14 protein-coding genes and 1 tRNA gene are annotated in these 18,919 nt (G+C 48.9%); 8 read left to right on the top strand and 7 right to left on the bottom strand.

What is annotated here, in order from left to right:
* The first annotated feature begins 2 nt into the window (after positions 1–2).
* The 3 genes from KME12_04515 (at position 3) to KME12_04525 (ending at position 3,408) form a co-directional block, all read left to right on the top strand.
* On the top strand, positions 3–1,526 hold the full coding sequence (locus KME12_04515) for an AAA family ATPase (GenBank protein MBW4487033.1): 1,524 nt from the start codon (positions 3–5) through the stop codon (positions 1,524–1,526).
* 114 nt (positions 1,527–1,640) lie between these two features.
* Positions 1,641–2,105 (top strand): SH3 domain-containing protein, encoded by a 465-nt coding sequence (locus KME12_04520; protein ID MBW4487034.1) that lies wholly within the window; start codon positions 1,641–1,643, stop codon positions 2,103–2,105.
* 370 nt (positions 2,106–2,475) lie between these two features.
* Entirely contained in the window at positions 2,476–3,408 is a 933-nt protein-coding gene (locus KME12_04525; GenBank protein ID MBW4487035.1) for a peptidoglycan-binding protein, read from the top strand.
* A 21-nt stretch (positions 3,409–3,429) separates the two neighbouring features.
* On the opposite strand, the gene KME12_04530 is transcribed toward KME12_04525, so the two are convergent.
* From KME12_04530 to lipA, 4 genes are all read right to left on the bottom strand, one after another.
* On the bottom strand, positions 3,430–3,885 hold the full coding sequence (locus KME12_04530; protein ID MBW4487036.1) for a transcriptional repressor: 456 nt from the start codon (positions 3,883–3,885) through the stop codon (positions 3,430–3,432).
* A gap of 191 nt (positions 3,886–4,076) precedes the next feature.
* Positions 4,077–5,324 carry an RNA polymerase sigma factor SigC gene (sigC, locus tag KME12_04535; GenBank protein MBW4487037.1) on the bottom strand — a complete coding sequence of 416 codons (1,248 nt, stop codon included), beginning with the start codon at positions 5,322–5,324 and terminating at the stop codon, positions 4,077–4,079.
* Positions 5,325–5,816: 492 nt separating this feature from the next.
* Positions 5,817–6,752, bottom strand: coding sequence for an NAD(P)H-dependent glycerol-3-phosphate dehydrogenase (locus KME12_04540; protein MBW4487038.1), 936 nt, complete (start codon positions 6,750–6,752; stop codon positions 5,817–5,819).
* Positions 6,753–6,762: 10 nt separating this feature from the next.
* Positions 6,763–7,671, bottom strand: a complete 909-nt coding sequence (lipA, locus tag KME12_04545) for a lipoyl synthase (GenBank protein ID MBW4487039.1) — start codon at positions 7,669–7,671, stop codon at positions 6,763–6,765.
* A 108-nt stretch (positions 7,672–7,779) separates the two neighbouring features.
* Between lipA and KME12_04550 the strand changes: the two genes are divergently transcribed.
* Positions 7,780–7,853, top strand: a tRNA-Pro gene (locus KME12_04550).
* 28 nt (positions 7,854–7,881) lie between these two features.
* On the opposite strand, the gene hetR is transcribed toward KME12_04550, so the two are convergent.
* Entirely contained in the window at positions 7,882–8,796 is a 915-nt protein-coding gene (gene hetR, locus KME12_04555) for a heterocyst differentiation master regulator HetR (protein MBW4487040.1), read from the bottom strand.
* 1,023 nt (positions 8,797–9,819) lie between these two features.
* Here hetR and mgtE point away from each other — a divergent pair.
* Positions 9,820–11,211 (top strand): magnesium transporter, encoded by a 1,392-nt coding sequence (gene mgtE / locus KME12_04560; protein MBW4487041.1) that lies wholly within the window; start codon positions 9,820–9,822, stop codon positions 11,209–11,211.
* Positions 11,212–11,407: 196 nt separating this feature from the next.
* Here the strand turns inward: mgtE and KME12_04565 are convergent, their stop codons facing one another.
* On the bottom strand, positions 11,408–12,319 hold the full coding sequence (locus KME12_04565) for a choice-of-anchor A family protein (protein ID MBW4487042.1): 912 nt from the start codon (positions 12,317–12,319) through the stop codon (positions 11,408–11,410).
* Between the two features lie 674 nt (positions 12,320–12,993).
* Here KME12_04565 and KME12_04570 point away from each other — a divergent pair.
* Together KME12_04570 and KME12_04575 are read left to right on the top strand one after the other, a co-directional pair.
* On the top strand, positions 12,994–15,096 hold the full coding sequence (locus tag KME12_04570; GenBank protein ID MBW4487043.1) for a GAF domain-containing protein: 2,103 nt from the start codon (positions 12,994–12,996) through the stop codon (positions 15,094–15,096).
* Positions 15,097–15,232: 136 nt separating this feature from the next.
* Positions 15,233–15,658, top strand: a complete 426-nt coding sequence (locus KME12_04575) for a photosystem I reaction center subunit II (GenBank protein MBW4487044.1) — start codon at positions 15,233–15,235, stop codon at positions 15,656–15,658.
* Positions 15,659–15,911: 253 nt separating this feature from the next.
* On the opposite strand, the gene KME12_04580 is transcribed toward KME12_04575, so the two are convergent.
* Positions 15,912–17,099 carry a transposase gene (locus KME12_04580; protein ID MBW4487045.1) on the bottom strand — a complete coding sequence of 396 codons (1,188 nt, stop codon included), beginning with the start codon at positions 17,097–17,099 and terminating at the stop codon, positions 15,912–15,914.
* Positions 17,100–17,240: 141 nt separating this feature from the next.
* On the opposite strand from KME12_04580, the gene trpE reads away from it, so the two are divergent.
* The gene (trpE, locus tag KME12_04585) at positions 17,241–18,791 is read left to right on the top strand and encodes an anthranilate synthase component I (GenBank protein MBW4487046.1); all 1,551 of its coding nucleotides are present in this window, start codon (positions 17,241–17,243) and stop codon (positions 18,789–18,791) included.
* The last annotated feature ends 128 nt before the right edge of the window (positions 18,792–18,919 follow it).

Below are 18,919 nucleotides of genomic sequence, written 5' to 3' on the forward strand. Positions count from 1 at the left end.
TTATGAACTTTAGTGATGAGTTCGAGCTACTGCTGCGAGCCCGCTATCCTCTGATTTATATTTCGACTCGTGAAGAAGAGCGAGTGGAGGCAGCGATCGCGCAGTCTGCGAAACATCAGGGCAATCGAGCCGTTTATATCTGGGATTTTGTCGATGGCTACCAAGGCAACCCCAATGACGTGGGCTTTGGTAAGCGTAATCCGCTACAAGCCCTAGAGTTTATCGAAAAACTTCCTGCGACAGCCCCTGCAATCTTTATTCTGAGAGACTTTCATCGCTTTGTAGAAGATGTTTCTGTTTCTCGGAAGCTGCGGAATCTGGCCCGATTGCTAAAGTCCCAGCCTAAGAATGTAGTTCTGGTAGCAGCACAAATTACCATTCCGGATGAGCTGAGTGAAGTTATCACTGTTTTGGAGTTCCCGTTACCTACTCCTACAGACATCAAAGTCGAAATTGAACGCTTGTTGGCGGCGACAGGCCAGTCTCTCGAAGGCCGAACTTTAGATGATTTAGTGCGGTCTTGTCAGGGTCTTTCTATTGAGCGAATTCGACGGGTATTGGCACGAGCGATCGCCACGCACCGAGAGCTGCAACCAGACGACGTAGATTTGATCTTGGAAGAAAAACGCCAGACGATTCGGCAAACCCAGATTTTGGATTTTTATCCTGCTACCGAGGAAATTTCGGACATTGGGGGTCTGGATAACCTCAAAGATTGGCTGTTGAGGCGAGGCGGTGCATTTTCTGACAAAGCTCGGCAGTATGGCCTACCACACCCTAGAGGCATGTTACTGGCAGGCATTCAGGGCACTGGCAAGTCCTTAACCGCCAAGGCGATCGCCCATCACTGGCACTTGCCTTTACTCCGCCTAGACGTGGGACGGCTATTTGCTGGGTTAGTAGGTGAGTCAGAATCTCGCACTCGCCAAATGATTCAGCTAGCAGAAGCATTAGCGCCTTGCGTGCTATGGATTGACGAAATAGACAAAGCCTTCTCTGGCTTTGATAGCAAAGGGGACGCAGGAACAACTAGCCGGGTCTTTGGTACTTTCATTACTTGGCTGGCAGAAAAAACTTCTCCCGTTTTTGTGGTCGCAACTGCTAATAATGTCCAAGCACTGCCGCCTGAAATGCTACGTAAGGGCCGATTTGATGAGATTTTCTTTGTGGGGTTGCCTAGCCAAGAAGAGCGTCGAGCCATTTTCGCGGTGCATTTGTCTCGCCTCAGACCCCACAACCTGAAAAGTTATGACTTGGATCGACTTGCCTACGAAACTCCAGACTTCTCAGGCGCGGAGATTGAGCAAACCATCATAGAGGCGATGCATATCGGCTTCAGTCAAAATCGGGATTTCACCACCGACGATATTTTGGAAGCAGCCAGCCAAACGGTGCCATTGGCCCAAACCGCACGGGAGCAAATTCAATTTCTTCAAGATTGGGCTGCCGCTGGCAAAGCACGTTTAGCATCTCGGCATGGTGGCTTAAGTAGCCGCGTCTCCCGCTCTCTGCAATCTCCTGACTAAAGCGAAGCAGGACTATTCGGCTGCTAGTCTTTACAAGCTACGGAAGATTCCTCAACTAAATCCAAATAAATTCGGGATCGGCAATGTAGAATACAGTCTGATTTGGTTTTAGCCATGAAATGGTCTGGCCTGATAAACCTGATAAAGTTTTTGCTGGGTTTTGCACTGGCGATCGCTCTCCTAGGTCTAGGAGGAGTGGTGGCTGCCCGTTATTTTGTCACTAAACTTACCGCTCCTCCCCCAAGGCCCACGTTTGCGAACGATAAGCCCGCTGCAACTAAAGCTGCTGTAGCGGCCTCAGGTGCCTCCGGGAATACTGCGGCTCCTCAAGGTGACAGCTCAACCGCACCAACCCCTGCTTTAGAACCAGGTGCCTATCAAGCTCGCGTAGTGCAGCCCATTGGTCTAATTTTGCGGGATGGCCCTGGCAGTAATTCTAACCAAATCGGTGGTATCGAGTATAACAGCCGGGTAGTAGTGCTAGAAGAAAGCCCCGACAAAGTGTGGCAGCGAGTCCGAATAGAAGATAGCGATCGCACAGGTTGGGTAAAAGCAGGCAATACCGAGCGTGTAAATTGATTAGCCTGATCAAGCAGCTTCCTTTTTGGACTCATATTTTGCAGTATCGTCTGGCTCAACCGGCCACTTCACATCACCAGTCAGTTCTCCAGATAAAATAAATTCTCTGTAAAATTACTGATTAACCCCAATAAAAATGCCATAAAATATAGCCAATAGAAGTTTGAGGCATCCTCTAGCTTTGGCTCGTGAGTCAGCACTTTACAGAAGTTCTATGGAAAACCTTGCCTATCTTCACCTAGCCTCGACCTACGAGACGGCTCCTTTGAGTCAGCTGGCTTCAACCAATTTTCGCCTTTCCTCATTTAATGCACTGAAATGCTTAAGGCTGCCTAGCTGGATTTTACTCAGGCTATTGCCAGTTGTCGTCATGCTGTCTATTGTCAGCTTTGTGAGTGCCGTCCATGCCCTAGAGAATGGTGATAGTGGGCCTGAAGTAACAGAACTGCAAACTCGACTCAGCAACCAAGGATACTATGACGGGCCCATTACGGGTTACTATGGCACCCTGACTCAAGAAGCAGTAATCAGGTTTCAGCAAGAGCGGGGGCTGGCTGCTGATGGGATTGCGGGTGAGAGAACTTTATCAGCATTAGAAGGTTTCAACCAAGCAACGACTGCATCAGGCACATCAGGAGCCCTAAGATTAGGTGCTACGGGGGACGCAGTCAGTACCTTGCAAAACTCTTTGCGGGCAGCAGGATTTTATGAAGACGCAACGACAGGATATTTTGGGTCTTCAACTGAAGCCGCTGTCATTAGGTTTCAGCAGGCAAATGCCTTGGAACCAGACGGGATTGTTGGCTCCAACACGCAGGCAGTTCTACAGCGTTATCCAAGCACAGCTGCAACGACATTTTACCCAGCTCAGCCTTATAACAATCCTTTTCCCACTCCCGTCTCCAGCAGTAGTTCATCGCTGGGCCGAGGCGATACTGGTCCTGCTGTCACCAACTTACAAACTAGGCTCAAAGCCGCAGGCTTCTTCGACGGCCCTATCACAGGTTACTTTGGCTCTCTAACTGAAACCGCTGTCATTCGCTTCCAGCAAGCTAGGGGGCTTCCTGCCAATGGTATTGTAGGTAGCGCCACTTTAGCAGCATTACCTGGTTCGACGTCTAATCCAAGCGGAACAGTTGCCAATCAATTCAGCGTTTTGGAGTTACAACGACGATTGAAAGCTAGAGGCTTCTACGCAGGCTCATTAGATGGAGACATGGGACCCTCAACGCAAAGAGCGATCGCGGCGGCTCAGCGTTTTTATGGGGTCAGCGATCGCGACGTTCGCAATGGACGCTTTTAGCACCTAAAACACCCTAATTTTCTACATTGGCGTTAATGAACGTTGGCAAGTTGGGCAGATCGCATGAATTGACAACTGGCAATCCAGCAGATGATATCCCTCTTTCTGCGCTGTTTTTGTGCCAATTTTTAGAATCGAGTCACTCTTAAACTCAGTTGTTTTGTTACAGCGGACGCAAATGAGATGGTGGTGATAGTAGGGATAGGGTTGGTTTAGCTCGTAATGTTTGTGGCCCTCTGCCAGCTCTAGTTCGCGCAGAATTCCCATTCGGGCCATTAACTTCAAAGTCCGGTAGATGGTGGATAGGCTGATTCGTTCCCCATCGGTTTGCAGCTCATTGTACAGATCTTCAGCGCTCAGATGATTTCCCTTGGGGAGATTCTGAAACACTTGCAAAATAGTCTCTCGTTGCGGTGTTAGACGCCAGCCTCGCTCGTTCAGTTCAGCCTTTAGTGAAGACGTGGTGTAGAGAGACATAAACAACCTTCCCAATAAAGTCTCTTATTGAGAAGGATACACAATCAACAAGGTTATTATCAAGAGAATCACCTTGTTGACAATAATATTTAATTAAGGGGCTGGTACGAATCTACCATTATTTAGAACCAACCCGAAAGCCCTAGGAGCGATTGGCGCTCAGAAACCTCTCTAGGTCTTCGTACTAGCTCTTAGCTCAGGGATTCTAGATAATCTCGCACCCGGTTACGCCGCTTGGGTTGACGCAGTTTTTGCAAAGCTTTCGCTTCAATCTGACGGACTCGTTCCCGCGATAAGTCTAAAGCTCGACCAATTTCAGCCAAGGAGTAAGGATGACCATCCCCTAAGCCGAACCGCATCAAAATCACATCCCGCTCCCGACTAGTGAGGTCTGTCAGCAGTTGTTGAAGATCTCGACGCAGAGATTCCCGCATCAAAATCTCCTCAGGTGAGACATCCTCGGTTTCTAGCAAATCTCCTAGTTCTGTATCTTTCTCTTTACCCACTTTGGTTTCGAGAGAAACAGAGCGGGGGACTCGCAGCAATACTTCTCTAACTTGCGGAGCAGTCATTTCTAGCTCTTTGGCAATGTCCTCAATCGTGGCCATGCGCCCTTTTTCTTGAGAAATTTTGCGTTGAGCTTTTTTAATTTTGTTTAGCTTCTCTGTGATATGAACAGGTAGGCGGATCGTACGGCTCTGGGTCGCGATCGCCCGTGTAATGCCCTGACGAATCCACCAGTAAGCATAGGTGCTAAAGCGATAACCTTTTGTGGGATCAAACTTCTCCACGGCTCGCTCTAAGCCTAGGGTGCCTTCTTGAATCAAATCTAGCAGTTCTAAGCCCCGGTTCTGGTACTTCTTAGCAACAGATACAACCAAGCGTAAGTTCGCTTTGATCATGTGTTCCTTGGCTCGCAGACCTTCTGTTTGGATCTGCTCCAGCTCTGTCACCTCTAGCGCGACAACCTCGGCCCAGCGACGTTTTCCTTGAGCCACAATTGGCTTTAGGTCTGCGACAGTAACGCCTGCTTGAGCGGCCCAACGCTCTAAGGAAGGTCGATGACCCAGTTGAGACGCTAAACAGTCATGAGCTTCAATTAAATCAACGTAGCGCTTAATAGGCTCATCTCCTGCGGTTGCTACTTCATTACGTAGCTCCAGCAATCGCATGTAGCGCTGAACCCTTTGCGCTTCCGAAACTTCTTCATCTCGCCCTAACAAGCGAACCCGGCCAATTTCTTGGAGATACAAGCGCACCAAATCGGTAGTGCGGCGGCTCACATTTTTGCGTACCCCACCGACTGGATCGGCATACCCCATGTCTAAGTCAACGAGATCATCTACACTTGGTTCGATGTCCTCATTGCTCAACCGAAAGCTAGTAGCGTTCAGTTGATCGTCATATTCTGCATCAGCGTAAAAAGATGTTGCTGGCATAGTGATCGTCTCAGTCGCTCCGGGTAATTATGGGGCTTGCTAGCTAGGTCTCGCTGCTATTGTTCCCGTCATGTCAGACTTCAGAACGCTGCTGAGAGTTCCACAGCCAAATCCGTCAAGCTTTCTTAACATGATTTGAGCCATAACCATCAGCGGCAAATTCAACAGCCAGACCTCCTAGGTAAGATTTGAGTCCTAACGGCTCAAGGGCTAGCTTCATGCTTCAACTAGCTCTACAGTAGGCACCCGTCTTGTTACTCGCACCCAATTTGAGATCTACTCGTAGGTAGATGCAGTCAAAACCTGTTTTACCTAGCTATCCAAACTATAAAGAGAGAATAGGAAAGCATGAGTGACTCAGGTCAGGTGTTAGGTTAATCTACATCACCCGATCCAATATTTCCTGATCACTAGACGAATTTCACTAGATCTGCACCTAGAGCTGATTTCTAATTAAGCTTTGATGTAGGTTGTACTAACTCAACTTCGCTTCTATAAATTGAGAAGGTTGTACTCTGGTTTAGTATTTCTCAGCATGAGGGCTTCGGTGGCCTGTTGCGGCGTAATTTCGCTTTCTAGCAAGCGATAGACTTGATGCGAAATAGGTACAGAAATATTGTGTTGACGAGCCAGCGGAATTAACACTTGAGTCGTGTTGATGCCCTCAGCCGTGCCTTCTAAAGTCGCTAGTACCTCCGAAAGCGTCTGACCTTGAGCCAAACCATAGCCAACTCGGTAGTTGCGGCTCAGAGGGCTATTGCAAGTGGCTAGCAGGTCACCTAAACCAGATAAGCCATAAAAGGTTTCTGTTTTTGCTCCCCAGTGAGTGCCAACTCGAATGATTTCTGTGAGCCCACGAGTTACAAGAGCTGCTTTGGCATTGGTTCCCAGTTGGAGACCGTCACAAACTCCAACCGCGATCGCAATAATATTTTTGAGCGTGCCACCCAGTTCTACCCCTAAGGGATCGGGATTGGTATAAACCCGAAAAACACCGGACGAAAAGACCGCCTGTACCTGCTCAGCTGCGACCAGCTTCTCGCTCGCAACTACAGTGGCAGCAGGCAATCCCTGCTCGATTTCCTTCGATAAATTGGGTCCAGATAGTACCACAACTGGATGCCTGGGAAAAGCTGCTTGCCAAATTTGGGCGGGAGTGAGTGTTGTTGTGGGATCTAAACCCTTAGTTGCGGTGACTAAAATTGCCGACTCGGCGATCGCTAGGGACTGTAGCTGCTCCACCACAGGTCTCACACCCTGCATAGAGATCGCTGACACAATCAAGTCAGCCCCTTCTACTACCTCTCCCAAACTTTGAGAATGGCGACGTGACCAAAGGCGCACGGAATGACCCTGCTTGGCTGCTAAGTTTGCCAAGGCTGAACCCCATGCGCCTGATCCCAGTACTGCCAGCGTTACAGTTTGCACAGCCCTTTTCTCAATCCAGTGGTAAAAGGTTGGCTGTGGGCACACCAATGGTACGAGGGTAGCGTTCCATCAACACCCTTACTTGCTCAGCATGGTAAGAACTGCGGGTTAAAGGTGAAGACACGACTTGCAAAAAGCCGATAGACTCACCAAATTCTCTCCAAGCGTCGAACTGGGCTGGGGGGACGAAGTTTGCAACGCCCAAGTGTTTTTGGCTGGGTTGCAAGTATTGACCGATTGTGAGGATGTCGCAATCTACGGCTCGTAGATCCTGCATGGCTGCCCGCACTTCTGCGTCAGTTTCACCCAAGCCCACCATGATGCCAGACTTTGTATAAACCCAAGGGGCTAGTTCTCGCGATCGCTTTAGCAATTCCAAGGTGCGCTCATACTGGCCTTGAGGACGAACACGCCGATAGAGCCGAGGTACAGTCTCTGTGTTGTGGTTGAGCACTTCTGGCTGCGCCTGCAAAATCGCCTCTAACGCCTGCCAATTGCCACACAAATCTGGAATTAAAACTTCGATCGTCGTGCTGGGAGAAATTGCTCGAATCGCTTGAATACAGCGCTCAAACTGCGATGCGCCGCCATCAGGTAGATCATCTCGGTTGACAGACGTAATGACTACATGATTGAGGCGTAATCGATGCACTGCCTCAGCCAAGCGATCGGGTTCAGTCGGATCGAGCGGTTGGGGCTTTTTCTCAAAATCAATATCGCAGTAGGGACAAGCTCTAGTACAAGCGGGTCCCATGATCAAAAATGTTGCTGTACCGTGATTGAAGCACTCACCGATGTTTGGACAAGATGCCTCTTCACAGACGGTGTTGAGTGCTAAATCTCGGAGGATTTCTTTAACACTACCGACTCGCTCCCACTGAGGAGCTTTGACCCGTAACCACTCTGGCTTAACGACCACGCTGAGTTTTGATTGCTGAAGTTATGTATGATTAATCTTAACAAGTCGCGGCACATCACAATATCTTTGTGCCTATGGTACGCTAAACTTGATTGATTAAGACTACAACGGGATGTAGCGCAGCTTGGTAGCGCACTTCGTTCGGGACGAAGGGGCCGCTGGTTCGAATCCAGTCATCCCGATTTTCAACTTTTGGATGAATGTCTTGACTTACCAGGAAGACCCTGCTTCCTCACGGGGGCCAAGCACCATTTGCAGAATCATGGATTGTCCGCCCACTCGATGGTAGCGATCGGCCCAAGCCCGAATCACTTCATCCAGTTCCTGCAAGGCTTGATCCAGTTTTTCCGTAGGAATATCGAGTTCTTCCAAGACCCGCATCACCCGAGGCTGCTGATCAGCCCAATCTTTCATCAAGCGGAAGTAGCGAGCCGTGTCCTCCACCATAATGTAAGTGCGCTCCTCATCATCGGCTGGTGAGTAAGAAGAGCGGGTCAGGGCATAAAAGGGCATCCCCCAAGGTGACTCGATGCGCGTGACTGTGCCAGAGTAAATCAAGCGTCGTTTGATATGTTCTGCTAATGCCTCGCTCAAGGGCATTTGACGGTCTGGGTCTAAATCCTCTTGCGATCGCGTATGCAGAAACTCGATCAAGTCCATGAATTGAAAGGAATTGATCAGTTGAGCATCTGGCAAATTATCGGGCAGTTTTTGCTCAATCTGGCGTTTCTCTTCAGAGGTGAGGCTGGTACCAGGAACGCGCGATCGCCCAGGTTGCCAAGGATATTGCTCCAACCAAATGTAGGGAAACTGAATTAGATAGCGAGGTTCCTGAGACCCCAGCATCTTCAGCAGCTTACCTTCTGTTAGCGCTTGCCTAACTTCTTCAACAATCACCTTGACCCGTTTCGGCTCTATATGGTGCAAGTGTCCTGTCATACGCAGGTTCTGGCCTTGCTCCAAGTAGGTCATGTAGATAGCACACTTGGCGGCGGTAGCTGCCGCATCTAAAAAGGCTCCGTGCCGATGCCCACTAGTACGCATGGCACTAAATGCCAAATAAAGCATGATCTGATCCATGGCACTAGGGCTGAGACGTTTGATCAGATCTAGGTCGTTAGTCATAGCAGTAGCCGTGCCCCGCAGGAGCGACTAGGTGAATATACAATTTGTGTATAAAAATTTGAGAAATTGGTAATAGTTCCACCTTGGTTGGACAACTATTGAGCTACTCTCTTCGGTGAACACCCTTAAGCTTAAGGCATGCAGGTAGTTTAAGCACTAGTGATTTTTCCTAAACAAGGATTATTGCTCGGCACTTGGGAATAAATAAGATTTCCTTCTCAGAAATAATTTTGCAGGAATTTGCTACTCCCGCCACTCGAACCTTTACATAAAGTGATGGCCCAACTATAGAGCGTTTAATTGATCGCTGAAGTAATTTCTCTTCCTCAATTTAATCTAATTGAAAGGTTTACCCCTGTGGGTTTACCGCTCCTCCTCACCCGTAGTACTAAAATATATTGCTTGAATAGAAAAATAAGCTTTAGGTCACTAGTTTTTCAACCCAAAGCTGGTTTTAATTGATACTTTGCGAAGCGCTTAACTGGGCCGAATGGGAGGTCAAAAATAGTTTGGTAGTTTAACCATACCCTCACCTGCCGCTGCCACGATGAGGCTCTACACCATTGTTTCTTTGGGATGCTAGAACTTCTTGAGTGTGAACAGATAGCGAAGAATTGTGTAAGCTATAGCTAATAGGTTGCAAACTAAATGCCCAGGCAACCGTCAGCAAACCAACTGCTATGACAGATTGATAAGTGTGCATAGGAAGTATCCATCTCAGAGCTGCTACTTTCTGATACGGAACTTTGGGCACCTGATCAGGAAAAAAATTTCTATAGCTACCTTTGACTCGGCAGAATCTGAATCAAAGCTGTGTTTTTGCTAATTTGATCTCATCATCGACTAGTACTCTGCTACGTTAATTTTGCTGGTTGGGATTCCCCTGAATCAGCCACCTAATTGCTATTGACCAAGAGGCTCAGATTGAGTACCAACTTGGAGTTAGCGATATACCGATCGCTTGCCACTTCCTCGTAGACTAAAGGCAGCAAGTGACGTACTCCTGAACTGGGGGCAGCCGCCTTGACTGAGTATCTCTCTTCTCCTTTGCAACCTACTTCCCGAACTGAATTACGACAATTGGTGCGATCGCAACTCCAAACCCTCTTAGAGCAAGGAAATTTGCCGGGGGCGAAGGCGTTGTTGGTGCCTGTGCAAGCGCCTGATATTGCCGAAGCGATCGAGGGCTTACCCGAAACCCTCCAAGTGATTGCTTTTCGCTTGTTACCAAAAGATGAGGCGATCGAAGTTTATGAGTATTTAGATCCTTCGGTGCAACAAGCTCTAATTGAAGAGTTTAAGCGTCAGGAAGTGCTAAACATTGTTGACAAAATGTCTCCCGACGACCGAGTGCGCTTGTTTGATGAATTGCCTGCTAAGGTCGTTACCCGCCTGCTAGAGCAGTTAAGTCCGCTAGAACGCCAGTCTACGGCTTTGCTGTTGGGCTACGAATCTGGCACAGCGGGGCGGATTATGACGCCTGAGTATATTTCCTTAAAGGAGAGCTTCACGGCTTTTCAAGCTTTGGAGAGAATTCGCGGCCTAGCGAAATATACTGAGACTGTTTACTACCTTTATGTAACCGATGCGGCTCGTTGCCTAACGGGAACTCTATCCTTGCGGGAATTAGTAGTGGCACAGCCTCAGCAGACGATTGGGGAAATCATGACCCGTGATGCTTTATTTGTGCAGACAGATACTGATCAAGAAGAAGTAGCTCGCTTAATTCAGCGCTACGATTTCCTCGCTGTGCCCGTGGTAGATGCAGAGCAACGGCTGGTCGGGATTGTGACGGTCGATGATGTGATCGATATTCTGGAGCAGGAAACCACTGAAGATATTTATGCGCTGGGTGGTGTCCAGGCCGATGGTGACAACTACTTCCAAACTAATTTATTAACCGTAGCGCGACGACGGGTTGTCTGGCTCTTGGTATTGTTGCTGACCAATACTGTGACTGGCACTATTATCAAAGCTCAGGAAGAGTTGTTGCAGCAGGTGGTGACATTGGCAGCATTTATTCCCCTCCTGACTGGAACGGGGGGCAATGTCGGCGCTCAGTCCTCTACGGTCGTGATTCGAGGCTTGAACACAGAGGACATTCGTCTGAAAGAAGCGCTTCGCATTATTCGACGCGAGGCGATCGCAGGACTTCTACTCGGCCTAATTTTGGGGACCATCACGATCGTCTGGGCCTACTTTCTCCAAGGCAATTTTTTGGTGGCGCTGGCTGTGGGAGTGAGTTTAGTGGCGATCGCGCTGCTTGCTTCAGTATCTGGCTCGGCTCTGCCATTTCTCTTTCGGTATCTCAAGCTAGACCCAGCCCTGATGTCCGCTCCCTTCATTACCACGGCTGTTGATGTAGTGGGCGTGCTGATTTATTTCAATCTGGCACGACTGATTTTGCAGTTATAGAGTTCTTTTACCTACAAAAAAAGTGAAGACTTTTGCGGTAAGCCTTCACTCGCACTTCAGGGATTCATAACTATCAAACTTGCCACAAACAGCTCTCGATTATAAGCTTGCGACTATACACTAAAGACATCTCAGTTCTCAATCAAATCCACTAGGCAGGCTCTAGTTTCGGAGCTGTTGTTTGACAGGTTTGCTGCTACGCAGCCTGCTTAGTTTTCCGACGAGATGTTGCTAAAGCTGCTGCCGCAAAGCCTAAGCCAGTCAGAGCCGCAGGTTCAGGAACACTAGCAGGGGGCTGTTCAACTGGGGGCCGACCTACATGATTAAACTGGCCATTGCCCTCTAAGCTAGCGGCTACTAGAGTGCCATTCATCTGACCGTTGTTAAATACAGCCTTGGCTTTGGGAGCCAGGAAGCTACCTTCAATCCCTAACCCAGAAGCAGTCAGGTTAGTGGCTTCAAAGAAGTTGAATAGAATGTTTTGCTTTTCAACGCCGCCGAGGTTAAAGCCAAAATTCTTGATGTCGATGTTCTCGCCACTGACATTAACAATAAAGCTGCCTACCCCTTTAAAGTTCAAGCTACTAGCGTTGTTCAAAGCTGCGCCCGCTAGGTTGAAGACATTATTAGAGCCGTTGCCCTCTAAAGTAATCCCACCCTCTTTAATGTCTGCTTGACTAGCAGAGCCAGACAGATAGGATGCTGACAAATTCAGCAAAGATTGCTTTGCTTTGCCGAAGTCAATCGGGTTACCCGACTTCAGTGCTCCACCTTGGAAGTCAACATTACTGACCGTAGAAGTACCACCTACAAAGGCATTACCGTAAACGGTACCGCCCTGGAAGTTGAGGTTTTTGCCAACGACCAAGGCATCGCCACCTTGATCTTTGAAGCCGACACTGTAGTTACGAAGGGTCGCATCGCCACCGATCGCCATTTTACCTTCAGTATCAGAATCAAGGTCTACATCGCCTAACACGAAAACGTTGTAGCCTGTTGCGGAACCGAGATTAACAGTAGCAGCACTGACCTGGGTAGAAAAACCGAAAACCGCAGTTGCTCCCGCAGCTACGACAGGCACCCATGAGAAAAAAGTTTTAGTATTCATCGCTGTGAACTACGAAAAGTTACGTAAGTTACAGACTCATCCTATGAAGCGAATCTACGGAAAACAATCAAGCAAAGAGATTTTCAATACAGTCTTTATAAAAAAATTGTGTTTTATAAAGTTGTCATAAAACCAGCAGGTTCTTGAGCTAATGGCATCACTGAATATGCGGATGTATAAAAAAACACGAGTGATTGATGTATGAAAAGTAGAGTTGTGGCTTGTTCCTATGCCTCTTTTTCTAAATGCTAAAAGCTACCTAAGAATTCAGAGATTTAGAGTTCGAAAACATCACCGTTTCTACTTCTTTGGTCGTACTCCCAAAGGAATAGAAACTGTAAAACGTAGTGGGATAAACGATCGCGAAGGTAAGAACGTTCCAGGCGGTGTCTTGTCAGGTCGTGTATCGAACGGCAAACTTCATTAGGTGAACAGGCGATCGCTCAGTCAAAATAGGAAACAGAACTTTTAGTAACCGCCCACCCCTAATCCTGATTAAGATAAGTTGAGGTCAGTGGTTCGAGTGCTTTGTTGTCTGTTGACCCTTTGCCGCCAGCCTGATTGCTAGATTGCTGCCATATCTGTAGCTTGAGCTACAGCTTGGAAAATAGGCGCAGTCTACCTCAACCCCGCTCTAACGTGGATTGTGTCCCGACGGACTGATAAAAACCTGAATGAGTACCAACACTTCCCTGCTGGAAGCTCTGCTACAAGCTCTACCCCAATTAAGACCGCAACTGTACTTCAAGTCTTCCTTGACAGCGCTGTCTCACGCAATGGAAGACCAGGTTTTGGCAGGGACAGAGCGGCCCTTAGTCATTGCTAGCTTTCAGCGAGAGCGTTTCTATCGGCAGGAAGCGCATCGTTATCTACGAATCGCAGAGCGCACTGATCAGGTCTATGTCTTAGCAGCCCCAGAAACCGATTTTGCCAACCGCTCTGAAAGGTACGAAACAGTTGCCTTTGAACCTGCTGACGAATTAAGCCACGAGTGGCACCTAATTGTGATTGGGCAGCAGTACGCGAGTTGTTTAGTCTGCCGAGAGCGAGAAGAGGCGACCAGCGGAGTCAATATTCGGCGCGACGCAGTGCCACCACCAGAACAGCCTGCAATGGATCAGACTCGTCGGTTTGAGGGAGTCTGGACGTTCGATCGCCAAGCGACTTGCAGAGCTGCTGAGCTTTTGCTAGACCGAGTTTTGGTGTATCGACCAGAACTGGTAAAAAAAATAGCCCAAGCTAAAGCCGAATTTTTGGTGGAAAAGCCGTCTGGTTTCCAAGGCGTTGATCCCGATCCTTTTGTGGAGCGACTGCTTACTTATCTCCAAGCGGGCCAGTACAAGCTGCTGAAAACCTATCGCTCGATCGCGGCCCAAGAGCGCAAAGAGCGGTTAGTCAACTCCATCAGCTCTGCGATTCGGCGATCGCTCAACCCAGACGAAATCTTTAAGGTGGCAGTGCAGGAACTCGGACAAACCCTCCGAGTGTGTCGCTGCTTGATGTATCGTTGCCGTGCCACAGATGCGACAGCCACAATTCAGTATGAGTTTTTGAGCCACAATGCAATTTGTGCCGACTCTATAGCCGACTCTATAAAAAATGGGACAACGGCTCCTGCACTCAGCACAGCACCGACAACGGCACCTTCTTTAAGTGGTCAAGCTTGGCCGCTTCAAAACAATCCTTTATTTCAAGAAATCGCTCAAAAGCGCGAATTTATCCACATTGAGGATACGGCCAAAGATGTCCGCGTCCTTGCCACCCCAGACGTGCAGGCACTCACCGATCGCTGGCAGATTCGCTCTTGGCTAATGGTGCCCTTACTTTATCAAGATCGCTTAATGGGAATGGTAGAACTGCATCACTGTGGTGCTTTCCCTCACCGTTGGGCCGATGATGAGTTGTCTTTAGTAGAGGCGATCGCCACCCAAGTGGGAGTCGCCTTGATTCAAGCAGAAGCCTACGCCAACTTAGAAGATCTTAACCAGCAACTCGAAGCCTTCGATCGCACCCGCAGTAACTTGATCGCCATTACCGGGCACGAGCTGCGTACTCCCCTCTCCACCATTCAGGTATGCCTAGAAAGCCTTGCCAGCGAGCCAGATATGCCTTTGGAACTGCGGCAAGTCATGCTCAACACAGCCTTAACCGATGCTGAGCGGATGCGTAAACTGGTGCAAGACTTCTTGACCCTATCGCGCCTGGAGAGCGGGCGGGTAGAGTGGAACTTGGAGCCATTACCTTTGCAGGAATGCGTAGATCTCGCTCTAAGCAGTATTCACTCGCGGCAAACTCAAGATCAGTTACCCCGGATTGCGGCCCAAGTGCCTCCAGAATTGCCACTAGTGCGAGCGGATGGCGAATGGTTGGTGGAAGTCCTCTCGAAACTGCTGGAAAACGCTTGCAAATTTACTGAACCAGAGGGCCAAGTCACCATTGAGGCGCGTCGGAACGGGGGCCAAATGCTAGAGGTGACGATCACAGACACGGGCCGAGGCATTGAACCCAACCGTCTTGAAGCCGTTTTCGATCGCTTCTATCAAGAAGAAGGGGCATTGCGTCGAACCACAGGCGGTACTGGTCTGGGCTTAGCCATCTGTCGTCAAATTATTACCGGGTTAGGCGGGCAAATTTGGGCCGAGTCGGCAGGTCGAGATTGCGGGAGCCGCTTCCATTTCACGATTCCAATTAGTCAAGAGGGACGAGAGACGCGATCGCCTAGCCCTCAAAAAGGAAACGCCAAGCTCCGAAACAAGCGGGTATCCACTCGTCCTTAACAATCTAAAGAAATAATCTAAAGAATTATCAAGCCGCAATACTGAAGAACTGTAACAGTTCCTGACAAAGTAGATAGACGTGTCTCGTCTCAGTGATAGGATGCCGTAAAACGTTCAGACGTTCAGAGAGAAATTCATGGCAGAAACCCTTACTGGACAAACTCCTTTATTTGGCGGCAGTACAGGTGGCCTACTAACCAAAGCTCAAGTCGAAGAGAAGTACGCCATCACTTGGACTAGCCCCAAAGAACAAGTGTTTGAAATGCCAACGGGTGGAGCGGCAGTTATGCGGCAAGGTGACAACCTGCTGTACCTAGCTCGTAAAGAGCACTGCATCGCCCTCGGAGGCCAGCAACTGCGGGCAAAATTCAAAATCACTAACTATAAGATCTATCGGATTTTTCCGAACGGCGAAATGGAGTATCTGCATCCTAAGGATGGCGTATTCCCTGAGAAGGTGAATGCAGGTCGTCCTTATGTAGGTAAGAAAGAACGCCGCATTGGTCAAAACACTGACCCTGCTAAAGTGAAATTTAGTGGTGAGTCAACTTATAGCATCTAGGACGGGCTTGCTTGAGTTCCCATCTCAAAACTTGATGGCGTTTTTGAAAATTCAAAAATTCTTTCAGGGTGTTTGGATGGCTACTTAGTGCAGTTTAATTGATTGACAGGACAAAGACAGTTGAGTCTCGGATGGCTTGCTCCCTCCGAGACTTTACTTTTTAAATAAGGAAGTGTCTTAATTCGTTTCTCCACCCTCAACAAGGCATGACTTAATTGACACTCCACCGTCCTAAAGGGCGGGGATTCTTGGTTCACCGAGCCAACTTGTCTAAGCCAGTTGCCTGACTCAGATAGAGGTCGTTCTCTCCCCAAGCTTGAATTTCCGTGTGCCCCACGGTATTTAGACCCTTCTTCAGAATGTTGATCGCAGCGTTATGATCTCTGTCTTGAACGTGCCCACAAGGTCCACAAACATGAGTTCTGGCCGAGAGAGTCTTCTTAACCGTCTCACCACAGTTCGAGCAGATCTGGCTGGTGTATTGGGGTGCAACAGCAACCGTAGCCACGCCAAACACTTTGCCGAAATACTCAACCCATCTCCTGAACTCACCCCATGCGGCATCGCTAATGGATTTAGCCAGATGGCGGTTTTTCACCAGGTTGCGGATCTGCAAGTCTTCAAACGCCACAAAGTCGTTAGACTTCACTACGCACCTTGCTGTCTTTGCAGCAAAGTCTCTACGCTGGCGTTGAACTTTCAGATGTGCCTTACCCAAACGCTTGACCGCTTTGCGGCGGTTGCTCGATCCCTTCTGCTTCTGAGATGCTTGGCGCTGCAACCGCTTCAGCCGTTTCTCAGCCTTTCGCAGATGTCGCGGGTTTTCCACCGTATTTCCATCGGAGTCGGTATAGAAGTGGTTCAGCCCCACATCCAGCCCAATCGTTTTTCGGGTAGGCTCTCGATCTGCTGTTCGCTCTACGTCCAGAACAAACTGAACGTAGTAGCCATCAGAACGGCGAACGACCCTCACTCGATTGATCTGGTCGCTCTGGTAGAAGCTCAGATCGCGAGTCCCCTTCAGCTGGAAACGACCTGCCCCAACTTTGTCTTTGAAGGTGATGGACTTCCGGTCGTTCGACAGTTTCCATCCCGTTACCTTGTATTCCACAGATGCACGGGTGGAGTGCTTTTTGAACTTGGGAAAACCCTTCTTACCGGGCTTATTGATCTTGCAGTTGTCGTAGAACCGAGCGATCGCCGACCAAGCCCGTTCAGCCGCAGCCTGTCTTGCTTGAGAGTTAACCTTGCTTGCCCAGGGAAACTCCGTATTGTCTGCCAACACCTTGCAGTGTTTGTACAGATCGTTGCGGCTGACTTTGGCGTTATCCATCCAGTAGCGCAAGCAAGAATTCTGGATAAAGCGAAAGGTCCGAATGGCTTCATCCAAAGCCTCGAACTGTTGCACTTTACCTTTTATCTTTGCTTCAAGTACCAGCATGACCCGCCAGTAAGTTGACTCCAACTGTTATAGCGTAAAAAGCCGTCCTAGAAGGACGGGGCTTTAGACCCAGATTTTCGGTAAGTTCATTTCGCCAGTAAAGTGTTTACTTGAGGCCCACCCAGACTGAACCATACAGCCATGATTTTCCCGGATTTTTCGCAATTTTCAGCCCTCGCTCAGCAAGGTAATTTCATTCCGGTTTACCAGGAATGGGTGGCAGATTTGGAAACGCCTGTTTCAGCTTGGTATAAAGTTTGTGCGGGACAACCCTACAGTTTTTTGCTGGAATCTGTAGAAGGGGGTGAGCAACTGGCTCGCTATAGCTTGTTGGGTTGCGATCCGCTGTGGATTTTGGAATCAAGGGGCGATCGCACTACCCAAACTCATCGCGATGGTTCCGTTCAGGAATTTTCCGGTAATCCGTTAGATATTTTGGCGAGTTGCTTGCAACCTTACCAACCTGTCAAACTGCCAGAGCTACCGCCTGGTATTGGGGGACTATTTGGGTTCTGGGGCTATGAATTAATTCGCTGGATGGAACCCCGCGTGCCTGTTTACCCCGCTACAGAGACAGACCTTCCCGATGGTCTGTGGATGCAGGTAGACAACTTGTTGATTTTTGACCAAGTGAAGCGCAAAATTTGGGCGATCGCTTATGCCGATGTGCAAGCGCCCAATGTAGATCTGGCTCAGGCTTACCAGCAAGCTTGCGATCGCGTCCAACAGTTAGTTAACAAATTACAGTTACCGCTCTCTGGCACCGATACCGTTCTGGCTTGGACACCACCTAGCAGTAATAGTGGACAAGCGCCTCCCCTGGACTACACCAGCAACACTTCACAAGCTGAGTTCTGCGCCAATGTGGAGAGAGCGAAAGAGCACATCAAAGCGGGTGACATTTTCCAAGTAGTGATTTCGCAGCAATTGAGTACAGAATACAGTGGTGACCCGTTTGCGCTCTACCGTTCCCTACGCCTCATCAATCCCTCGCCCTACATGGCTTATTTCCACTTCCAAGACTGGCAAATTATTGGCTCTAGTCCAGAAGTCATGGTTAAAGCCGAACGGACTACTGACCCGCAAAGCCCTCTAACTGCAACTTTACGCCCGATCGCGGGTACTCGTCCCCGTGGCAAGACTCCTACAGAGGATGAGGCTTTGGCCAAAGATTTGCTCCAAGACCCAAAAGAGATTGCAGAACATGTGATGCTGGTCGATTTGGGTCGTAACGACTTGGGGCGTGTCTGTCGGAGTGGCACAGTCAAAGTTGATCAGGTGATGGTGATTGAGCGCTACTCTCACGTCATGCACATCGTCAGTAATGTCATCGGCGAATTGGCTGCTGACAAAACAGCCTGGGATTTGTTGAAAGCTTGCTTCCCGGCGGGCACCGTCAGTGGTGCTCCTAAAATTCGAGCAATGGAAATTATCCATGACTTAGAGCCTTGTCGGCGAGGGCCTTATTCTGGGGCTTATGGCTACTACGATTTTGAGGGGCAGCTCAATACCGCGATCGCCATTCGTACAATGGTGGTACGCAGCCAAGGCAATGGCAAGTATCGGGTGAGTGTGCAAGCGGGAGCAGGCTTAGTAGCAGATTCAGAGCCAGAACGCGAGTATCAAGAAACCCTCAATAAAGCCAGAGGTTTGCTAGAAGCTATTCGCTGCCTTCATTCTGGCTCCGCTTAAGCAAGTGTAAGCCAGCATACTTGACCTTGCCCTAAGCAGCAGTTACCCTAGTTGAGCCATACTGCTACTTTGTCAGCGGACTTTGTGAGCAAAATCACAGGTAGCATAACCAAAGCTTAACCAAGCCT

Source organism: Trichocoleus desertorum ATA4-8-CV12 (assembly GCA_019358975.1).
GTDB lineage: Bacteria > Cyanobacteriota > Cyanobacteriia > FACHB-46 > FACHB-46 > Trichocoleus > Trichocoleus desertorum_A.